The following is a 17,935-nucleotide window of genomic DNA, read 5'->3' on the forward strand; positions in this document are numbered from 1 at the left end:
CCACCAGGGGTCGGGGTGTCAGGCCTTGTGCGGCTCGGACGCGCGGAACATGTCCTCACGCTCGACGACCTTGACGCGCTCGCGGCCCTCGGCCTCGCCGAGGCTGCGCTCGTGCGCGTCGAGCCGGTACCAGCCCTGCCAGGTGGTGTAGGGCAGCTGCTTGTCCTCGAGGAAGGCGACGATCGCGTCCTCGGACGGATCCTCGGGGGTGTTCAGCAGGCCGTGGGCCCGGTCGGCGAGCAGGTTCGCGACGGTCTCGTTCGCGTCGCCCTTGGTGTGGCCGATCAGTCCGACGGGACCGCGCTTGATCCAGCCGGTGACGTACGTGGCGGGCAGGAAACGCGCGGGACCCTCGGCGGACTCGTCGGCGACGACGCGTCCGGCCTCGTTGGGCACGGTGCCGGCCTGCTCGTCGAACGGCAGCTTGGCGATGTTCTGCGACAGGTAGCCGACCGCCCGGTACACGGCCTGGACGTCCCAGTCGCGGAAGCGGCCGGTGCCGCGGACGTTGCCGGTGCCGTCGAGCTCGGTGCGCTCGGTGCGCAGGCCCACGACCTTGCCGTCCTCGCCGAGGATCTCGGCCGGGGACTCGAAGAAGTGCAGGAACAGCTTGTGCGGGCGGTCTCCCACGTCGCGGATGGCCCAGTCCTGCAGGGTGTTGGCGACCATGTCGACCTGCTTGGAATTGCGGCGCGCGGCCTCCGAGCCCTCGTCGTAGTCGATGTCCTCGGGATCGACGATGACCTCGATGGTGGGCGAGTGATCGAGTTCACGCAGCTCGAGCGGCGTGAACTTGGCCTGAGCGGGACCGCGGCGGCCGAACACGTGCACCTCGACGGCCTTGTTGTTCTTCAGGCCCTCGTAGACGTTGGCGGGGATCTCCGTCGGCAGCAGCTCGTCGCCGGTCTTGGCGAGGACGCGCGCGATGTCGAGGGCGACGTTGCCGACGCCGAGCACGGCGACCTTCTCGGCCTCGAGCGGCCAGCTGCGCGGCACGTCGGGGTGGCCGTCGTACCAGGAGACGAAGTCGGCGGCGCCGTAGCTGCCGTCGAGGTCGATGCCCGGGATGTTCAGGGCCCGGTCGGCGTTGGCGCCGGTGGAGAAGATCACCGCGTCGTAGAAGCGGCGCAGGTCGTCGAGGGTGATGTCGGTGCCGTAGTCGAGGTTGCCGAGCAGCCGGACCTGGGGCTTGTCGAGCACCTTGTGCAGGGCGGTGATGATGCCCTTGATGCGGGGATGGTCCGGCGCCACGCCGTAGCGGATGAGACCGAACGGCGCGGGCATCCGCTCGAACAGGTCGATGCTGACCTCGGTGTCGGACTTCATGAGCGCATCGGCGGCGTAGATACCGGCGGGGCCGGCACCGACGATCGCGACGCGAAGGGGACGAGTCTGATCGGTCATCAGGGGTCAACTACCTCTTCGGTGTGCGGACGGACGTGATTCAGCTTAAATGAGGAAGGGAGTCGGCAGGGGTGGCTGCCAGGGGGCACGCGGGAGCGGCAAGAACTGCGCGACGAACCGGGCGTGACGAGAATTCGCTTCAGCGACAACACATGTGGGCGCTCACTCGACACAGGTCGACGGCGAGACGTCGAACGAGGTGCGTAGAGGCCATGGCCAATTCCTACCTCGAGAGGGTTTATCGGGGCAAATGCGCCCGCGTGGGGCCGTGCCGGTGCCGCCTAGGATCACCCCATGGCAGCCGAACGCGCACCCGAGCCCGACCCGGACGAAACGGACCGCAGCAGCGCGACGCCGTTCCTCGCGGCACTCGCGATCATCGTGGTGCTCGTCGTCGGGGTGTTCGTCGCCCAGCTGGTGTCGCCGTCGGACCGCAGCGCCACCGGCACCGAACTCGTCGTGCGGACGGTCGACGACTACGTCCGCGCCCACAACGCCGGCGACCGCGTCGCGCAGGACCGGCTGCGCTGCGACCGGCTCGCGGCCGACCGGGCCCCCTGGGCCGGCATCGACGGCGAGGTGCAGCTCGAGGCCGTCGAGAACGTCGAGACGGACGACGACCGGGCCACCGCCGACGTGCGTGCCCGGTCCGCCGGCGGCGAGCAGACCAGCACGTGGCAGTTCGTCCGGATCGACGACGTCTGGCGGATCTGCACGTTCTGACCGGCGGCCGGCACCACCCGCCCGCCTGGTCGGCTCGCCGTGAGCTGTGAAAAGCTGGTGCGGTGAGCTACGCAGGTGATATGACGCCGCAGCAAGCCTGGGAGCTGCTGCGCGAGAACCCGGACGCCGTGCTCGTCGATGTGCGTACCGACGCCGAATGGAAATACGTGGGGGTTCCCGAGACTTCCTCCATCGGGCGTCGCGCCCTCTTCGTCGAGTGGGTGCGCTACCCGAACGGCGCCCGCAACGAGCACTTCGTCGACCAGCTGAAGGACGCCGGCGTGACCGGCGGGCCGATCGTGTTCCTGTGTCGCTCGGGACAGCGTTCCATCGCCGCCGCGGAGGCGGCCACCGCCGCGGGCCTGGCCCCGTCGTACAACATCCTCGAAGGATTCGAAGGCGGCCTCGATGCCGAGAGGCATCGCGGCGCCGAGGGCTGGCGGGCCGCGGGCCTGCCGTGGAGGCAGTCGTGAGCACAATTCCCAGGGGCGGCGCGTTCGAGCGGCCGCTGCCGGCATCGGTGCGTCCCGCCACGCTCGGCGTGCGCGGCGGCACCATGCGGTCCGGATTCGAGGAGACCTCCGAGGCGATCTACCTCAATTCCGGCTTCGTCTACGAATCGGCCGAGGCCGCGGAGCAGGCGTTCACCGGCGAGGTGGACCACTTCGTCTACTCCCGGTACGGCAACCCGACGGTGAAGATGTTCGAGGAGCGGTTGCGGCTGCTCGAAGGCGCCGAGGGCTGCTACGCCACCGCCTCGGGCATGTCGGCGGTCTTCACCGCCCTCGCGGCGCTGCTCGGCAAGGGTGACCGGCTGGTCGCGGCCCGCAGCCTGTTCGGCTCCTGCTTCGTGGTGTGCAACGAGATCCTGCCGCGCTGGGGCGTCGAGACCGTGTTCGTCGACGGCGAAGACCTCGACCAGTGGGAGCAGGCCCTGTCCGTGCCCACGACGGCGGTCTTCTTCGAGACTCCGTCCAACCCGATGCAGACCCTCGTCGACGTGCGCCGGGTCTCCGAAATGGCCCACGCCGCCGGCGCCAAGGTGGTGCTCGACAACGTCTTCGCCACGCCCCTGCTGCAGCGCAGCCTCGATCTCGGCGCCGACATCGTCGTGTATTCGGGCACCAAGCACATCGACGGTCAGGGTCGCGTACTCGGCGGGGCGATCCTCGGCCCGCAGGACTACATCGACGGCCCGGTCCAGCACCTCATCCGCCACACCGGCCCGGCGCTGAGCCCGTTCAACGCCCACACCCTGCTCAAGGGCCTCGAGACGATGGCGGTGCGGATCCGGCACTCGGTGGAGTCGGCCGAGCGGATCGCCCGGTTCCTTCAGGACCACGCCGCGATCCGGTGGGTCAAGTACCCGTTCCTCGAGTCGCACCCCCAGTACGACCTGGCCCGGTCCCAGATGAGCGGCGGCGGAACGGTCGTCACCTTCGAACTGGACGCCCCGGAAGGCGCCGGCAAGAAGCGCGCGTTCGAGCTTCTCGACGGGCTGCGCATCGTCGACATCTCCAACAACCTCGGCGACGCCAAGTCGCTGATCACCCATCCGGCGACGACGACGCACCGGGCGATGGGGCCGGACGGCCGGGCGGCGATCGGCCTGTCCGACGGCGTGGTGCGGCTGTCGGTGGGGCTCGAGGATCCGGAGGATCTGCTCGAGGACTTCGAGCAGGCGCTGCGGTAGCCGGCGGCGAGGTCGAGGGCCGCAGCCGCATCGAGGCCCCGTCGACGTGGCGGGGCCCCGATCCACCGCCCGGAACTGCCGGGGCGACGACACCGGCCGGGTCGGGCAGCGCCGGAGACCCGACCCCGCGGTCGCGCGCGCTTCGGTAAGTTACAGAGTCGACCCGCAACTGCGTGTCGTTCGATCGGCTCTGCACAGCCGAACTGTGGGAGGTTCCCGTGGCTGGTGGTCTCGTCGCCCTGCTGGACGACGTCGCGGCACTGACGAAAGCGGCAGCGGCGTCCATCGACGACATCGGCGCCGCGGCCGGCAAGGCCGGGGTCAAGGCGGCAGGTGTCGTCGTCGACGACACCGCAGTCACCCCGCGCTACGTGCACGGGTTCACCCCGGACCGGGAACTGCCGGTCATCCGCAAGATCGCGATCGGGTCGATCCGCAACAAGCTCCTGATCATCCTGCCGGTGGCGATGCTGCTGAGCCAGTTCCTGCCGCAGGCGCTGCCCTACCTGTTGATCGCCGGTGGCCTGTTCCTGTGCTTCGAGGGAGCCGAGAAGGTCTACGAAGCACTCACCGGCGGTCACCCCGAGGACGACGCACCCGCGGTGCTGAGCGGCCCCGAGGTCGAGAAGGCGATGGTCGGTGGCGCGATCCGCACCGACCTCATCCTCTCGGCCGAGATCATGGTGATCTCCCTGTCCTCGGTCGAGGACGAACCGTTCCTCACCCGGCTGGCGGTGCTCGTCGTCGTCGCGATACTCATCACCGCGCTGGTGTACGGCGCGGTCGCGCTGATCGTGAAGATGGACGACGTGGGCCTGTCGCTCGCCGGCCGCCGGTCGTCGTTCAGCCGACGGGTCGGCCGGGGGCTCGTGGCCGCGATGCCGAAGGTGATGACGGTGCTGACCGTGGTCGGGATCGCCGCGATGCTGTGGGTCGGTGGCCACATCCTGCTCGTCAACGTCGGCGAGGCCGGATTCCACTGGCCGGCCGATCGCCTGCACGATCTCGAACACTGGTTCGGCGATCTCGTCCAGGGCGGCTTCGGCGGTGTGCTGTCCTGGACCGCGGGGACCGTGGTGTCCGCGCTCGTCGGGCTCGTCGTGGGCGCGATCATCGTGCTGATCGCGCACCTGATTCCGAAACGGAAGAAGCGCGAGGCGGCGCACTGACGGACCCCGGGCTGCCGTCCCCGGGCCCGGAGCCCTGCGATACGCTGCGGTGACCCCGCTTCCGGGTGGGGTGCCGCAGCGTATCGGTGAAGTCCGGTGTAATCCGGCACTGTCCCGCAACTGTGAGGCCGGCAGCGCGCTGCCGGACGAGTCAGATCGGCCGGCGCGGCGGTCACGTACTGGTCCTCGGACGAAGGACGGTGTCGTGCCGCAACGGTGATCGTTGCAGCCGTGCTGTTTTCGTCCTCCGCCTCACGGAGGATGGTTGTGCCTGCCCCCACTGTGCCGGCCCGCCGGCTGTTCGCCGCCGGACTCGCCGCGTTCGCCCTGTTCGTCGCGTCGTGCGGCTCGAGCGGCGGCTCCGAACCGGCCTCCGCGCCCTCCGGGGACGGGAGCTTCCCCGTCACCGTGAGCTCCGGCGACGGAGCGATCACCCTCGATGCGGCCCCGGATTCGATCGTCTCCCTCAGTCCCACCGCCACCGAGATGCTCTACGCCGTCGGCGCCGGCGACCAGGTCGTCGCGGTCGACGACCAGTCCGACTTTCCCGCCGGGGTGCCCGTCACCGGCCTGTCCGGATACTCACCGAACGTCGAGGCCGTGCTCGGCTACGAACCGGATCTCGTGGTGGCCATGGACGACGTGGGCGACCTCGTCTCCGGCCTCGAGGCCGCCGGCGTCCCCACGCTCCTGCTGCCGGCCGCCACCACTCTCGACGAGGCGTACACGCAGATCGAGCGGCTCGGCGCCGCCACCGGGCACGTCGGTGACGCGGGCGAACTCGTCGCCTCGATGCGCAGCGACATCGACGAGGTCGTCGCCGGGTTGCCCCCGCGCCCGGCTCCGCTGACCTACTACCACGAGCTCGACGACACCTACTACAGCGTCACCGGCGACACCTTCGTCGGGGGCATCTACGAAATGCTCGGCCTGCGTTCCATCGGCGACGCCGCCGGTGCCGACGCCTACCCGCAGCTGTCCGCCGAGTACGTCCTCGACGCCGACCCCGACCTGATCTTCCTCGCCGACGGGCAGTGCTGCGGCGTCACCCCGGAAACCGTGGCCGCCCGCGCCGGCTGGGGCGAGCTGACGGCCGTCCGGTCCGGACAGATCCACGTGCTCGACGAGGACGTCGCCAGCCGCTGGGGACCGCGGGTCGTGGACCTCGTGCGGAACCTCGGGGCGATCGTGGCTGCCGCCGAACCCGCCGCCCAGCCCACCCGGTGACCCGCGCCGCGCGCCATCCGGCCCTGGTGCTCGGCGCGGCAGCCCTCGTCCTGGTGATCGTGCTGCACGTCGGGGTGCTCGTCGGCCCCGCCGGACTGACCGTGCGCGGCGTGTTCCTGGAACTGATCGACGCCCTGCCCTTCGTCGACGTCGACTCCGGGCTGACGACCCGGCAGCAGGCCATCCTGTGGAACATCCGCATGCCGCGGGTGGCGCTCGGTGCGCTGGTCGGCGCGATGCTCGCCATCGCCGGCGCCACCTACCAGGGGGTGTTCCGCAACCCGCTGGCCGACCCCTACCTGCTCGGGGTGTCGAGCGGCGCCGGCCTGGGCGCGACGCTCGCGATCGCCCTCGGCGGAGTGCTCGCGTCCGTCGGGGTGCCGGTCGCCGCGTTCGCCGGCGGCCTCGTCGCCGTCGCCGCCACGTACGCGCTCGGGCGCAGTGTCGGCGGGATGCGCTCGGAGGTGGTGATCATCCTGGCCGGCGTCGCGGTGGCGGCCTTCGCCAACGCGGCGCAGACGTTCGTCCAGCAGCTCTACGACGACACCCTGCGGCAGGTGTACACGTGGCTGCTCGGCCGCCTCAGCACCGACGGCTGGTCCGACGTGGTCGTGGTCCTGCCGTACGTCGTGGTGTCCGCGGCGGTCATCCTGCTGCACCGCCGGATGCTCGACGTGATGGCGGTGGGCGACGTGGAGGCCGCGAGCCTCGGGGTGAACCCGGCGCGGGTCCGGCTGATCCTGGTGTGCGTGGCGACCCTCGGCACCGCCGCCGTGGTCGGCGCCAGCGGGCTCATCGGCTTCGTCGGAATCGTGGTGCCGCACGCGATCCGGCTGATCGTCGGACCGGGGCACCGGCTGCTGCTGCCGCTGTCGCTGATGATGGGAGCCGCCTTCCTCGTCCTGGCGGACGTGCTGGCCCGGACCGTGATGTCCCCGGCCGAACTGCCCATCGGCGTGGTGACCGCGGCTGTCGGCGCGCCGTTCTTCCTGGTGGTGCTGCGCCGGCATCGAGGGGTGTCGTGAACGCCGTCGAGTGCCGGGGCCTGCGCGTCGACCGCGGCGGCAAGACCGTCCTGCACGGGGTGGACCTGACCGTCGGGCAGGGGGAGTGGATCGCCCTCGTCGGGCCCAACGGTGGGGGGAAGACCACGCTCCTGCACGCGCTGGCGGGACTGGTGCCCGCCAGCGGCCGGGTCCGCGTCGGCGGACTGGACCCCGCTCACGCCGGGCGCCGGGCGATGGCGCGGACGGTGGCGCTCATGCCGCAGCGGCCCGTCGTGCCCGAGGGAATGACGGTCACCGACCTGATCCGGCTCGGCCGCACCCCGCACCTGCCGCGGTTCGCGACCGAGTCGGCGCACGACCGTGACGTGGTCGAGTCGGTCCTCGACCGGCTCGACCTGCGCGGACTGGCGGCCCGTCCGGCGACGGAACTGTCCGGCGGCGAGCTGCAACGGGTGGTCCTCGGGCGCGCACTCGCGCAGGAGCCGCAGGTGCTGCTGCTGGACGAACCCACCAGCGCCCTCGACATCGGCCACCAGCAGCATGTGCTGGACTTGGTGGAGTCGATGCGCGCGGAGAACGGGATCACGGTCCTCGCGGCGATGCACGACCTGACCTCGGCGGCGCTGTACGGCGGACGGCTGGTACTGCTCACCGACGGTCGCGTGGTCGCCGACGGTGCGCCCCGGCAGGTGCTCACGGCCCGGCGCATCGCCGAGGTGTACGGCGCGCGCGTCGAGGTGCTGGACCGTCCCGGTTCCGGTCCGGCCGTCGTGCCGGTGCGCGGAAGTTCTTCGGGCCGAGTCGAATCGGAGGATCCGTGATGGAGGTACTGCTGCTGGGCACGGGTGCGGCCGACGGCTGGCCGAATCCGTTCTGCCTGTGCCGGTCCTGCTCGGATGCCGCCGCCCGCGGCGAGATACGCGGGCAGACGGCCGCACTCGTGGACGACGTGCTCATGCTCGACTGCGGTCCCGAGGCGCCGCGCGCGGCCCTGCGCCACGGCCGCACGCTCGCCGGGGTGCGGCACGTCCTGCTCACCCACTCCCACCCCGACCACCTCGGTCCGCAGGCGCTGCTGTTCCGATCCTGGGCGGCAACGGATTCCGAGATCGAGATGATCGGCCCAGTCGACGCGCTGGACCAGTGCCGGGACTGGATCGCTCCCACCGACCCCGTGCGGTTCGTGCCGGTCGCGGCCGGGGACGTGCTGACAGTCGGGGAGTACCGGGTGCGGGTGCTGCCCGCCGCGCACCGCGTCCTGAGCGAGGGAGACTCCGTGCTCTACGACGTGCAGGGCCCCGGCGGTGACCGGTTGTTGTGGGCGTGCGACACCGGGCCGCTGCCGATGGAGTGGTTCGACCGGGTCGCCGGTGCGGACTACGACGCGGTGTTCCTGGAGGAGACGTTCGGGGACCGACTGGATCTGGGCTCCGCGCACCACACGCTGCCGGCGTTCGGCGAGACGGTGCGCACCCTGCGCGCGTGCGGGGCGGTGACCGAGCGGACGGAGGTGGTGGCCGTGCATCTCGGCCACCACAACCCGCCCGTCGGGCAGTTGCGGATCCGGCTGGCGGCCAGCGGGGCGCGACCGGGCGACGACGGTGAGGTGACGACGGTGGGACGCACGACCGGCAAAGCCGCTGCGACGCAGCGCACTCTGGTACTCGGCGGTGTGCGTTCCGGCAAGTCGCGGCACGCCGAGGAGTTGCTCGAATCGTTCCCGGCGGTGACGTACGTGGCGACGGGCGGCACGCGCGACGGCGACGCGGAGTGGGCCGAGCGCGTCGCGCTGCACCGTGCCCGCCGGCCGCGGTCGTGGACGACGGTCGAGACCGACGACGTGGCGGCCGTGCTCCGCGAGGCGGACGAGCCGTTGCTGATCGACTGCCTGGGGACCTGGCTCACCGCGCGCCTGGACCGTCACGACGTGTGGTCGGGTGGGGACCTCGCCGCGGTCGAGACGGATGTCGAGGAACTGCTCGATGCGTGGCGTTCGTGTGCCGTGCCGGCGGTGGCGGTCAGCAACGAGGTCGGCAGCGGCGTGGTCCCGCCGACGGCGTCCGGCCGGCTGTTCCGGGACCTGCTCGGTCGGCTCAACGCGCGGGTCGCGGCCGAGTCGCAGGCGGTGACGTTGGTCGTCGCGGGCATCCCGACGCGGTTGCGCTAGATCATCGAACTGCGTTCTGCGCAAGTAGGATTCCCAGTCACAGATAACCCCTCTGTCGCGCACGGCTGTGCTCAGATGTGATCTGGAACACAGGCGTAACTGTTTAGTGACCCTTTGCACCGGGCGTGTTATCGTTCCGAAACGAACTGGGGTCCGAGCGGGGGTGTCGGTCCACAGTGCCCCTCGGGGCAGCACACCAACGACACCTGAATCCGCTTGTGCGAGAAACCGACCGGTATCTCGCCCCGACCTGGCCAGAATGCACATCCGAATCGACCGCGGCGGCTGCCCGCGGCCGTGATCAGCCGTGCCCGGGGGCGCCCGGGTAACCGCACACCTGAGTAGGGGAATGAATTGAGCAACAAGCACACGTCCGGCCTCCGCCGCGGCGCACGCATCGGTGGTGTCGCAGCAGCGGCCGCCGTCGCCCTGGGCTTCCTGTCCGCGGGTGCGGCGAACGCCGACACCTTCGTGCCGCTGCCCGACGGCGAGATCGTCGCTCCCGACGGAAACCGCATCACGAGAGTTGCCGAGAGCGCTCTGATCTCGCCCTCGCTCGCGGCGAACGGGGCGGGTCGCGTGGCCTGGGTGTCCGGCACGGTGACGGCCGAGGCGAAGAATGTTCCGGCCGACGCGAAGCAGGGGCCCACCAACGGTGGCATCAACATGAACGATCTGACCGGCACGCAGGGTACGGGCGGCACCTCCACCGACGGTGTACCCCGTCTGACCACCGGTTACATCGTGGGTTGCCAGATGGACATCGCCGGCCTGAAGGGCAGCTTCGGCGGCGGTATCGACGTCGGTCCCTCGGCCGGCGGCGGCAGCCTCTCGGCATCCATCAGCGTTCCGATCGCGGCCGGTCAGGTGAAGTTCGCGCGGCTGGACAGCAAGGCCATCCCGGCGAACGGCACGTACACCATCCAGTACCAGGACGCGCAGATCGAGGTCCAGGGCTGCGGCGGCTTCGCGCAGGCACGCTCGTACACGGTCCTGGAGATCACGGGTGCGAACTACTCGAAGACCACCCTGTACGGCCAGCCGTTCAGCATCGGCTGATTCTGTCGCCGCCCTCCACCCGACTCTTCGCTCACGCGAGCATCGAAACCTCGAGAGAGAGAACATGAAGACCAGCATCGCCAACGGCCTGCGCCGTGGTCTCAAGGCGGCCGGCATCGGCGCCACCGTCGCCGTCGCCATCGGATTCGCCTCCGCCGGTGCGGCCAACGCCGACACCTTCGTCGAACTGCCCGCCGGGAACATGACGCAGACGCTCCCCGACGGAACCTCGGTGACCGTCCGGCTCGACCGGGAGACCGCCAACATCTCCCCGTCGATGGGCGCCACCGCGCTGCACCGCAACGTGTGGGTCTCGGGTCAGGCGAGCGTGCAGCTCGACGGGCCGGGGGCGGCCGCGGCCAAGACCAAGCTGCAGCCCGGCTACATCGTCGCCTGCCAGCTCAACCTCGGCGGCACCGCCGGCGTCGGTGCCGGCGTCAAGGCGAGCTACGCCGGTGAGAACGGTTCGATCACCCCGTCCGCGAACGGCAACGGGACCGTCACCCTCGGCCCCGGCCAGGCGATGGACTTCAAGATCATCGACCGCACTCTCGCCAACGCCTTCGACGAGGAAGCCCACTACGGGTTCAACCAGATCTCCGGCCCGCAGGGCAGTGTGACCTGGCAGGATTCGACGATCGCCATCGGTGGTTGCGCCGGCTACGCCCAGGCCCGCAGCTACGTCAAGGCCACCGTCGAGACCGCGACCAGCGTCCAGCAGGTCACCCTCTGGGGCCAGCCCTTCAGCATCGGCTGATCGAGGCGCCTTCCGGAGGTGAGCAGCCCCGCCGACGAGAACCTCATCCTCTCGTCGGCGGGGCGTCGTCGCTGCCCGGTCCGGTGGGGGCCGGGCAGTGGCGCTGTGGGGTGAACAGCGAGAGGGAGGTTGTCGCGGCATCGCCCGAGTGGCATGCGCGAGAACCTCCCTCTCGCCGCCGGAACCGCCCGCTCCGGTCAGAACGGATTCGCCGTGCGCCCCACCAGTTCCGCGACGGATTCGATGACGCGGGTGGGCCGGTAGGGGAACATCTCCACGGACTCGCGGGTCGAGATGCCGGTCAGCACCAGCAGCGTCTGCAGACCGGCCTCGAGGCCGCAGACGATGTCGGTGTCCATCCGGTCGCCGATCATGAGCGTGTGCTCCGAGTGCGCACCGATCGCGCGCAGCGCGGACCGCATCATCAGGGCATTCGGTTTGCCCACGAAGTACGGTTCGCGGCCCGTCGCCCGGGTGATCAGCGCCGCGACGGCCCCGGTGGCGGGGAGCGAACCCTCACGCGACGGTCCGGTCGGATCCGGATTGGTGGCGATGAACCGGGCGCCGCGCTCGACGAGCCGGATCGCGGTGGTGATCGCCTCGAACGAGTAGGTGCGGGTTTCGCCGAGAACGACGTAGTCCGGGTCGTTGTCGGTCAGGACGTAGCCGATGTCGTGCAGGGCCGTCGTCAGTCCCGACTCGCCCACCACGTAGGCGCTGCCGCCGGGTCGCTGATTCGCCAGGAACGTCGCGGTCGCCAGCGCCGATGTCCAGATCGCCTTCTCCGGGATGTCGAGGCCGGTGCGTAGCAGCCGGGCGCGCAGATCCCGCGGAGTGCGGATCGAGTTGTTGGTGAGCACCATGAACGGTGTGCCGTTCTCCCGCAGTTCGGTCAGGAACGCGTCGGCGCCGGGTATCAGGTGTTCCTCGTGCACCAGGACGCCGTCCATGTCCATGAGGTAGTTCCAGACCGGCGCGGGTACGGGTTCGTCGTTCACCGTTCGAGTGTGTCACCGACCGCTCACGCCAGCAGCCGGTACAACCCGATCGAGCCGACCACGACGATGACGGCCCGCAGTGCCGTGGGTGAGAGCCGGCGGCCGTACCGGGAGCCGAGGGCGCCGCCGATCAGCGAGCCCACGGCGATCAGCGCCGCCGCCGTCCAGTCGATCCGGTCGAACGCAACGAGAGTGTAGGCGACGGCAGCCACCACGTTGACCAACAGCGAGAGCAGGTTCTTCGCGGCGTTCTGCCGCTGGATGTGGTCGTGCAGCAGCGCCCCGAACAGACCCATCAGCAGGATGCCCTGCGCCGCCGTGAAGTAGCCGCCGTACACGCCCACGGCGAAGGTGCCGACGACCAGCGCCGTCATGCGCGCCGGCCCGATCTGCTCGGCCGGGCCGCTGGAGCGTCGCAGCACCCACTGCTGCAGTTTCGGCTGGAACACGACCAGGAGCAGCGCCAGCACGAGCAGAACGGGCACGATCGTCTCGAAAGCCGTTTCGGGCAGGTTCAGCAGCAGCCACGACCCGAGGACCGCGCCGGAGACGGAGGCGGGGATCTGCCATCGCAGCCGCGGCCACTGCCCGCGCAGCTCGCGCCGGTACCCCCACGTGCCCGACACCCCACCCGCGACGAGCCCGACGGCGTTGGACATCGTGGCGGTCACCGGCGGCAGCCCGAAAGCGACGAGGGTCGGGAAGGTGATGAGGGTCCCGGAGCCGACCAGCGCGTTGATCGCGCCGGCGCCCAACCCGGCCAGGGCGACGACGAACAGTTCCAGCGGTGTCACCGAGCCGACCTTACGTCAGCCGCCGAGGTGAACGGTCGCCGCCACCCCTGCTCGGCACGCCTGTCCGAATCCGGTGTCCGGAGGGAGCTTTCGTAGCCGCCGACGCGGAGCGGCCGACCGCCGCGCCGGAAACCTCTACCCGGCTGCGCACCGTCCCATTTCGGGACACCGCTCGTCGGCGGGAGCCGTCCCGCAACCGGGCGGCCGGACGTCCCGGTGCCGTGCCGCGCCGAACCCGCAGGTAGAGGCCGCCTCGAGCCGGAAGATGAGCCACGTCATAGCCGGTGTCCGGAAGTGGCACACTTCACACCCGCCGGCCGGGCCCAGGCTTTCCCCATTCGAACCGCAACACGCAACCCGAACGGGGGACACCCGATGGACAGACTCATCAACATCGACAACGGTGGCACGCTCACCGACATCTGCGCCTGGGACGGCCACGAATTCAGCTTCACCAAGACCCTCACCACACCGTTCGATCTGTCGCAGTGCCTGTTCGACGGACTGACGAAGGTGTCGAAGGAGATCTACGGCGCCGAGGACCTGCCCACCCTGCTGCACTCCACGGCGCACATCCGCTACTCGACCACGCAGGGGACGAACGCGCTCGTCGAGCGCAAAGGTCCCCGCATCGGCATCGTCACGGACTCGGCCACCCTCGTCGACGAACTGCGCCGCACCCCCGAGCAGCGGGCGCTGTTCGACGACCTCGTCGGCACCCGCGTCGCCGTCGTCGACACCGACGCGGCGGACCTCGAAGGCGAACTGGTCGCCCGGGTCAACCGTCTGACCACCGACGGCGCCGCCCGCATCGTCGTCGCCGTCGGGAACACCGACGACGGACGTGAACGGACGCTGCGCGGCATCCTGCTCCGCAAGTTCCCGCGCCACCTGCTCGGGTCGGTTCCGTTCCTGTACTCGTGGGACTTCACCACCGACCGCACACCGGCCCGGCGGGTCTGGTCGGCCGTGATCAACACGTTCCTGCACCCGACCATGGAACGGTTCCTCTACAACGCCGAGCACCGGCTGCGCGACCACCGCGTGAAGAACCCGCTGCTGATCTACCGCAACGACGGCGCCTCCTCGCGCGTCGCGAAGTCCGTGGCCCTCAAGACGTACTCGTCCGGCCCGCGCGGCGGACTCGAGGGCACCCGGGCGCTCGCCGAGATCTACGGGCTCAAGCACGTTCTCATGATCGACGTCGGCGGCACCACGACCGACATCGGCACGGTCGCCGGACGCGAGATCCTCACCGACCGCCGCGGCACCATCGCCGGCATCCCGACCTCCTTCCCGATGTCGAACGTCGAGTCGGCCGGCATCGGCGGCAGCTCCGTCATCACCGTCACCGACGGGGCGATCACCGTCGGACCGGAAAGCGTCGGTGCGGCACCCGGACCGGCCTGCTTCGGCTTCGGCGGCACGTCCGCGACCATCACCGACGTCAATCTCCTCCTCGGCGTGCTCGATCCGGCCACCTACCTCGACGGCGACTTCACGCTCGACGCGGACCGGGCCCGCGCCGTCGTCACCGCCACCGTCGCCGAACCGCTCGGACTCACCCTCGACGAGGCCCTGCTGGCGATGGAACAGGCGTACTTCACCGCGATGGGCAACGCCGTCGCCCCCGCGGTGTCCGACGCCGACGAGACCACCATTGCCGCGTTCGGCGGCGCCGGCCCGATGAGTGCCTGCGGCGCGGCACGGGTCGCGGGCGTGCGCAGCGTGCTCGTCCCCAAGCTCGCCGCGGTGTTCTCCGCCTTCGGCATCGGGTTCTCCGACATCGGGCAGAGCTACGAGGCCGACGTCGCAGACACGACCGAGACGACCCTCGCCGCGGCCGTGACCGACCTCCTGGCCAAGGCCGAGCGGGACATGTTCCAGGAAGGGCACGCCCTCACCGACTGCGAGCTGTCCTGGACGCTGACCACCGAGGATGCGCACGGCGCCACGGTCGACGAGACGCCGTACGAGCCCGGGGAGTGCGTCGAGCTGCTGCCCGGCGCGTCCACCGCACTGACCCTGGTGGCCACCCGCCGGATGAACCGGATCGAGCTCCCGCACGGCTCCTTCGCCGAGGCCCGCGCCCCCCGCGCGGCGGGCGAGCGCACCGTGCTCGGAGCCGCCGGCCGGCAACCGGTGCCGGTGTTCACGCTGGCCGACCAGGAGCCCGGCGCCACCGCCGAGGGCCCGGCCATCGTCGAAGGCCCCTTCTTCACCGCCCGGGTGCAGGAGGGCTGGAGGTTCGAGGTCACCGCCGGCGGCGACCTGCTGCTCACCGACACCCACTGACCGACAGATCCCGAAGCCTGTTCGACCGCAGGCTCGTTCGAAGGACGCACGACATGCAGATCCCCATGACCGAATACCTGGTCATCGACCTCGACAGCGAACTGTGGGTGTGCCGGGTGTGCCGGCACGAACTCGGCAGCGCCCGCGGGAACTACAAGGAAGGCACCCTGGTCTACGACCGCGACCCGCGCGAGATCCACCAGCCCATCATCGATCCCGACCGCTACGAGTTCACGTTCTCGCCGGATCCGAACTACTGCCGCATCCTCGAGTACTACTGCCCCGGCTGCGGCACCCAGATCGAGACCGAGTACATCCCGCCCGGACACCCCCCGACCGTCGACATGGAATGGGACGTCGACGCCTTGCGCGCCCAGTGGCTCGAACGCGGCACCGATCCCGGACAGGTCGTCACGTACGGCCCCGGCCAGGACGCCGAGGGCGAGTTCGAAGGCCGGCGCCACAACCACCACTAGTCACCGCGACCCGCAAGGAACCCCGTCACCATGAAACGAATCTCCGTCGACATCGGCGGCACCTTCACCGACTGCTTCTTCGCCTGGGACGACAAGTACGTCGAGGCCAAGGCCCTCACCACTCACCACAACCTGGCCCAGGGTTTCAACGAGGCCCTCGACCTCGCCTGCCGTCGCGCCGAGCTGGACCGGGACGACGTGCTGTCCCAGGTGGATTCGGTCCGCTACGCCACCACACTCGGCACCAACGCCCTCATCGAACGCAAGGGTCCGCGCGTCGGTGCCATCGTCACCCACGGCTTCGAGGACACCATCCCGCTCTCCCGCGGACGGGGCTACGGTGAGGGCCTCGATCCGTCGATGCAGCAGAACCTTCCGGCCGCGGAGCGCCCCGACCCGCTGGTCCACCGCAGCCTGATCCGGTCGGTCCAGGAGCGGGTCAACTCGGCCGGCGAGATCGTCGTCCCGCTCGTCGAGCGGAACGTGCGCGAGATGGTGCGCGAGCTCGTCGACGCCGGCGCGCAGGCGCTCGTGGTGTCGCTGGTGAACGCCACCGAGAATCCCACCCACGAGCTGCGGATCATGGAGATCATCCAGGAGGAGTACCCGGAGCATCAGCTCGGCGCGATCCCGGTCCTGCTCGGCCACCAGGTTTCCGGACGCAAGGGCGAGTACGTCCGCGCGACGTCCACCATCGTCGACGGCTTCCTGCACGGCATCATGTTCCACGCCATGAGCCAGCTCGCGAACAACCTGCGGGACTCGGGCTACGACAAGCCGATGCTCATCATCCACAACTCCGGTGGCATGGCCCAGATGAACTCGACCGATGCCCTGCAGACCATCCACTCGGGTCCCGTCGCGGGTGTCAGCGCCGCCGAGCATCTGTCGGAGTCCTCGGGGATCGGCAACATCATCACCACCGACATGGGTGGCACGTCCTTCGACATCGGCCTGGTGCCGGCGGGCGGCGTCAAGCACTACGACTTCCAGCCCACGATCGACCGCTGGCTGGTCTCGGTCCCGATGATCCACCTCGAAACCCTCGGTGCCGGAGGCGGATCCATCGCGAGCTACGACCGGATCCACCACTCGGTCCGGCTCGGGCCCGAGTCCGCCGGCTCGGACCCCGGTCCGGCCTGCTACGACCGCGGCGGGCTGCGCCCCACGGTGACCGACGCCGACCTGCTGCTCGGCTACCTGGACCCGGACAACTACGCCAACGGTTTCATCAAGCTCAACCGCAAGCGCGCGGTGTTCGCCGTCGAGGAACAGCTGTGCGACGAGCTCGACCTCGACGTCATCGACGTCGCCAAGGTCATCAAGCGATCGGTCGACGAGCAGATGGCGATCGGCATCGCCAAGGAGCTGCGGGTGCGCGGCTACCTGCCGGAGGACTTCACGATGCTCGCCTACGGCGGCAACGGCCCGCTGCACGCGTGCGGGATCGCCGACCAGGCCGGCATCCGCAAGATCCTCGCCCCGCCGTTCTCCTCCGTGTTCTCCGCGTGCGGTGCCGGCAACATGAAGCAACTGCACATCCACGAACGCGGAGTCCACGTGGTGCTCTACAACGCCACCACCCGCGGGCTCTACGACAGCTACGACGAGTTCAACGAGATCGTCGCCGCGCTCGAGGCCCGGGGCGCGGAGGACCTGCGCCGTCAGGGCGTCGGCGACGGCGCGATCGAGCACCGCCTCGAGATGGACCTGCGCTACGGCAACCAGCTCGTGACGACCGCGGTGGCGTTCGACATCAACCGGATCCACGGGGTCGGCGACGTGCTCCACCTGATCCGCACGTTCTCCGACATCTACTCCAAGCGCTACGGCGAGGGGTCGGCCGCACCCGAGGCCGGCATCCGCGTCCAGACCATTCGCGTCGCGTCCTACGTCAACGGTGAGACCGTCGAGTTCGATTCCCTGCACCACGACGGGGAACGGACGCTGCCGGCCCCGGTCGGGCACCGCGACGTCCACTTCGTCGCGCATCCCCGGGCGATCACCACCGCGATCTACGACGCCGACGCGCTGAGTCACCACCACGTGATTCCCGGTCCGGCGATCGTCACCACCGAGAACACGACCTACCTCGTCGAGCCGGGCTGGCGCCTCGAACCCTCACCGCAGGGCGCCGTCTGGTTCCTCAAGGACTAGCGCAGAAAG

The 17,935-nt window shown here is 70.2% G+C and carries 16 protein-coding genes; 13 read left to right on the forward strand and 3 right to left on the reverse strand.

The window, feature by feature from the left end; all coding sequences use genetic code 11:
* Nucleotides 1-18: 18 nt before the first annotated feature.
* Nucleotides 19-1,404, reverse strand: a complete 1,386-nt coding sequence (locus RR3_RS18750) for an FAD-dependent oxidoreductase (RefSeq protein ID WP_010593170.1) — start codon at nt 1,402-1,404, stop codon at nt 19-21.
* Nucleotides 1,405-1,698: 294 nt separating this feature from the next.
* On the opposite strand from RR3_RS18750, the gene RR3_RS18755 reads away from it, so the two are divergent.
* The 10 genes from RR3_RS18755 (at nt 1,699) to RR3_RS18800 (ending at nt 11,206) form a co-directional block, all read left to right on the forward strand.
* On the forward strand, nt 1,699-2,127 hold the full coding sequence (locus RR3_RS18755) for an Rv0361 family membrane protein (protein ID WP_064065805.1): 429 nt from the start codon (nt 1,699-1,701) through the stop codon (nt 2,125-2,127).
* A gap of 62 nt (nt 2,128-2,189) precedes the next feature.
* The gene (locus RR3_RS18760; RefSeq protein WP_010593168.1) at nt 2,190-2,600 is read left to right on the forward strand and encodes a rhodanese-like domain-containing protein; all 411 of its coding nucleotides are present in this window, start codon (nt 2,190-2,192) and stop codon (nt 2,598-2,600) included.
* A complete protein-coding gene (locus RR3_RS18765) occupies nt 2,597-3,820 on the forward strand; it encodes an O-succinylhomoserine sulfhydrylase (RefSeq protein WP_010593167.1) in 1,224 nt (407 codons plus the stop codon). Before RR3_RS18760 ends, RR3_RS18765 begins: the two co-directional genes overlap by 4 nt.
* A gap of 218 nt (nt 3,821-4,038) precedes the next feature.
* Nucleotides 4,039-4,989 carry a DUF808 domain-containing protein gene (locus tag RR3_RS18770; protein ID WP_174557587.1) on the forward strand — a complete coding sequence of 317 codons (951 nt, stop codon included), beginning with the start codon at nt 4,039-4,041 and terminating at the stop codon, nt 4,987-4,989.
* A gap of 261 nt (nt 4,990-5,250) precedes the next feature.
* Nucleotides 5,251-6,216: an ABC transporter substrate-binding protein gene (locus tag RR3_RS18775; protein ID WP_064065807.1), complete on the forward strand. Its 966-nt coding sequence runs from the start codon at nt 5,251-5,253 to the stop codon at nt 6,214-6,216.
* Nucleotides 6,213-7,241, forward strand: a complete 1,029-nt coding sequence (locus RR3_RS18780) for a FecCD family ABC transporter permease (protein ID WP_017680701.1) — start codon at nt 6,213-6,215, stop codon at nt 7,239-7,241. Before RR3_RS18775 ends, RR3_RS18780 begins: the two co-directional genes overlap by 4 nt.
* Nucleotides 7,238-8,044, forward strand: a complete 807-nt coding sequence (locus tag RR3_RS18785; RefSeq protein WP_017680700.1) for an ABC transporter ATP-binding protein — start codon at nt 7,238-7,240, stop codon at nt 8,042-8,044. The genes RR3_RS18780 and RR3_RS18785 overlap by 4 nt, the downstream gene beginning before the upstream one ends.
* Nucleotides 8,044-9,390, forward strand: coding sequence for a bifunctional adenosylcobinamide kinase/adenosylcobinamide-phosphate guanylyltransferase (locus RR3_RS18790; RefSeq protein WP_040270688.1), 1,347 nt, complete (start codon nt 8,044-8,046; stop codon nt 9,388-9,390). Before RR3_RS18785 ends, RR3_RS18790 begins: the two co-directional genes overlap by 1 nt.
* Before the next feature lie 354 nt (nt 9,391-9,744).
* Nucleotides 9,745-10,449, forward strand: a complete 705-nt coding sequence (locus RR3_RS18795) for an MspA family porin (RefSeq protein WP_064065808.1) — start codon at nt 9,745-9,747, stop codon at nt 10,447-10,449.
* Between the two features lie 64 nt (nt 10,450-10,513).
* Nucleotides 10,514-11,206, forward strand: coding sequence for an MspA family porin (locus RR3_RS18800; protein WP_064065809.1), 693 nt, complete (start codon nt 10,514-10,516; stop codon nt 11,204-11,206).
* 197 nt (nt 11,207-11,403) lie between these two features.
* Here the strand turns inward: RR3_RS18800 and RR3_RS18805 are convergent, their stop codons facing one another.
* Both RR3_RS18805 and RR3_RS18810 read right to left on the reverse strand, forming a co-directional pair.
* Nucleotides 11,404-12,162 (reverse strand): HAD-IIA family hydrolase, encoded by a 759-nt coding sequence (locus tag RR3_RS18805; protein ID WP_051009369.1) that lies wholly within the window; start codon nt 12,160-12,162, stop codon nt 11,404-11,406.
* A gap of 65 nt (nt 12,163-12,227) precedes the next feature.
* Nucleotides 12,228-12,998 carry a sulfite exporter TauE/SafE family protein gene (locus tag RR3_RS18810; RefSeq protein ID WP_010593157.1) on the reverse strand — a complete coding sequence of 257 codons (771 nt, stop codon included), beginning with the start codon at nt 12,996-12,998 and terminating at the stop codon, nt 12,228-12,230.
* A gap of 375 nt (nt 12,999-13,373) precedes the next feature.
* On the opposite strand from RR3_RS18810, the gene RR3_RS18815 reads away from it, so the two are divergent.
* Genes RR3_RS18815 through RR3_RS18825 form a run of 3 tightly spaced genes read left to right on the forward strand, consistent with a single transcriptional unit; the run spans nt 13,374 to nt 17,926 of the window.
* Entirely contained in the window at nt 13,374-15,293 is a 1,920-nt protein-coding gene (locus RR3_RS18815; RefSeq protein WP_064065810.1) for a hydantoinase/oxoprolinase family protein, read from the forward strand.
* Nucleotides 15,294-15,346: 53 nt separating this feature from the next.
* Entirely contained in the window at nt 15,347-15,769 is a 423-nt protein-coding gene (locus RR3_RS18820) for an acetone carboxylase subunit gamma (RefSeq protein ID WP_017681267.1), read from the forward strand.
* 30 nt (nt 15,770-15,799) lie between these two features.
* Nucleotides 15,800-17,926, forward strand: coding sequence for a hydantoinase/oxoprolinase family protein (locus RR3_RS18825; RefSeq protein WP_017681268.1), 2,127 nt, complete (start codon nt 15,800-15,802; stop codon nt 17,924-17,926).
* The last annotated feature ends 9 nt before the right edge of the window (nt 17,927-17,935 follow it).

The sequence above is a fragment of the Rhodococcus ruber NBRC 15591 genome, assembly GCF_001894945.1.
Lineage (GTDB): Bacteria > Actinomycetota > Actinomycetes > Mycobacteriales > Mycobacteriaceae > Rhodococcus > Rhodococcus ruber.

Coding starts and splice junctions, on each gene's coding strand:
- RR3_RS18750 (WP_010593170.1), bottom strand. CDS start 1,404: ATGACCGATCAGACTCGTCCCCTTCGCGTCGCGATCGTCGGTGCCGGC.
- RR3_RS18755 (WP_064065805.1), top strand. CDS start 1,699: ATGGCAGCCGAACGCGCACCCGAGCCCGACCCGGACGAAACGGACCGC.
- RR3_RS18775 (WP_064065807.1), top strand. CDS start 5,251: ATGGTTGTGCCTGCCCCCACTGTGCCGGCCCGCCGGCTGTTCGCCGCC.
- RR3_RS18790 (WP_040270688.1), top strand. CDS start 8,044: ATGGAGGTACTGCTGCTGGGCACGGGTGCGGCCGACGGCTGGCCGAAT.
- RR3_RS18800 (WP_064065809.1), top strand. CDS start 10,514: ATGAAGACCAGCATCGCCAACGGCCTGCGCCGTGGTCTCAAGGCGGCC.
- RR3_RS18805 (WP_051009369.1), bottom strand. CDS start 12,162: ATGGACATGGACGGCGTCCTGGTGCACGAGGAACACCTGATACCCGGC.
- RR3_RS18815 (WP_064065810.1), top strand. CDS start 13,374: ATGGACAGACTCATCAACATCGACAACGGTGGCACGCTCACCGACATC.
- RR3_RS18820 (WP_017681267.1), top strand. CDS start 15,347: ATGCAGATCCCCATGACCGAATACCTGGTCATCGACCTCGACAGCGAA.
- RR3_RS18825 (WP_017681268.1), top strand. CDS start 15,800: ATGAAACGAATCTCCGTCGACATCGGCGGCACCTTCACCGACTGCTTC.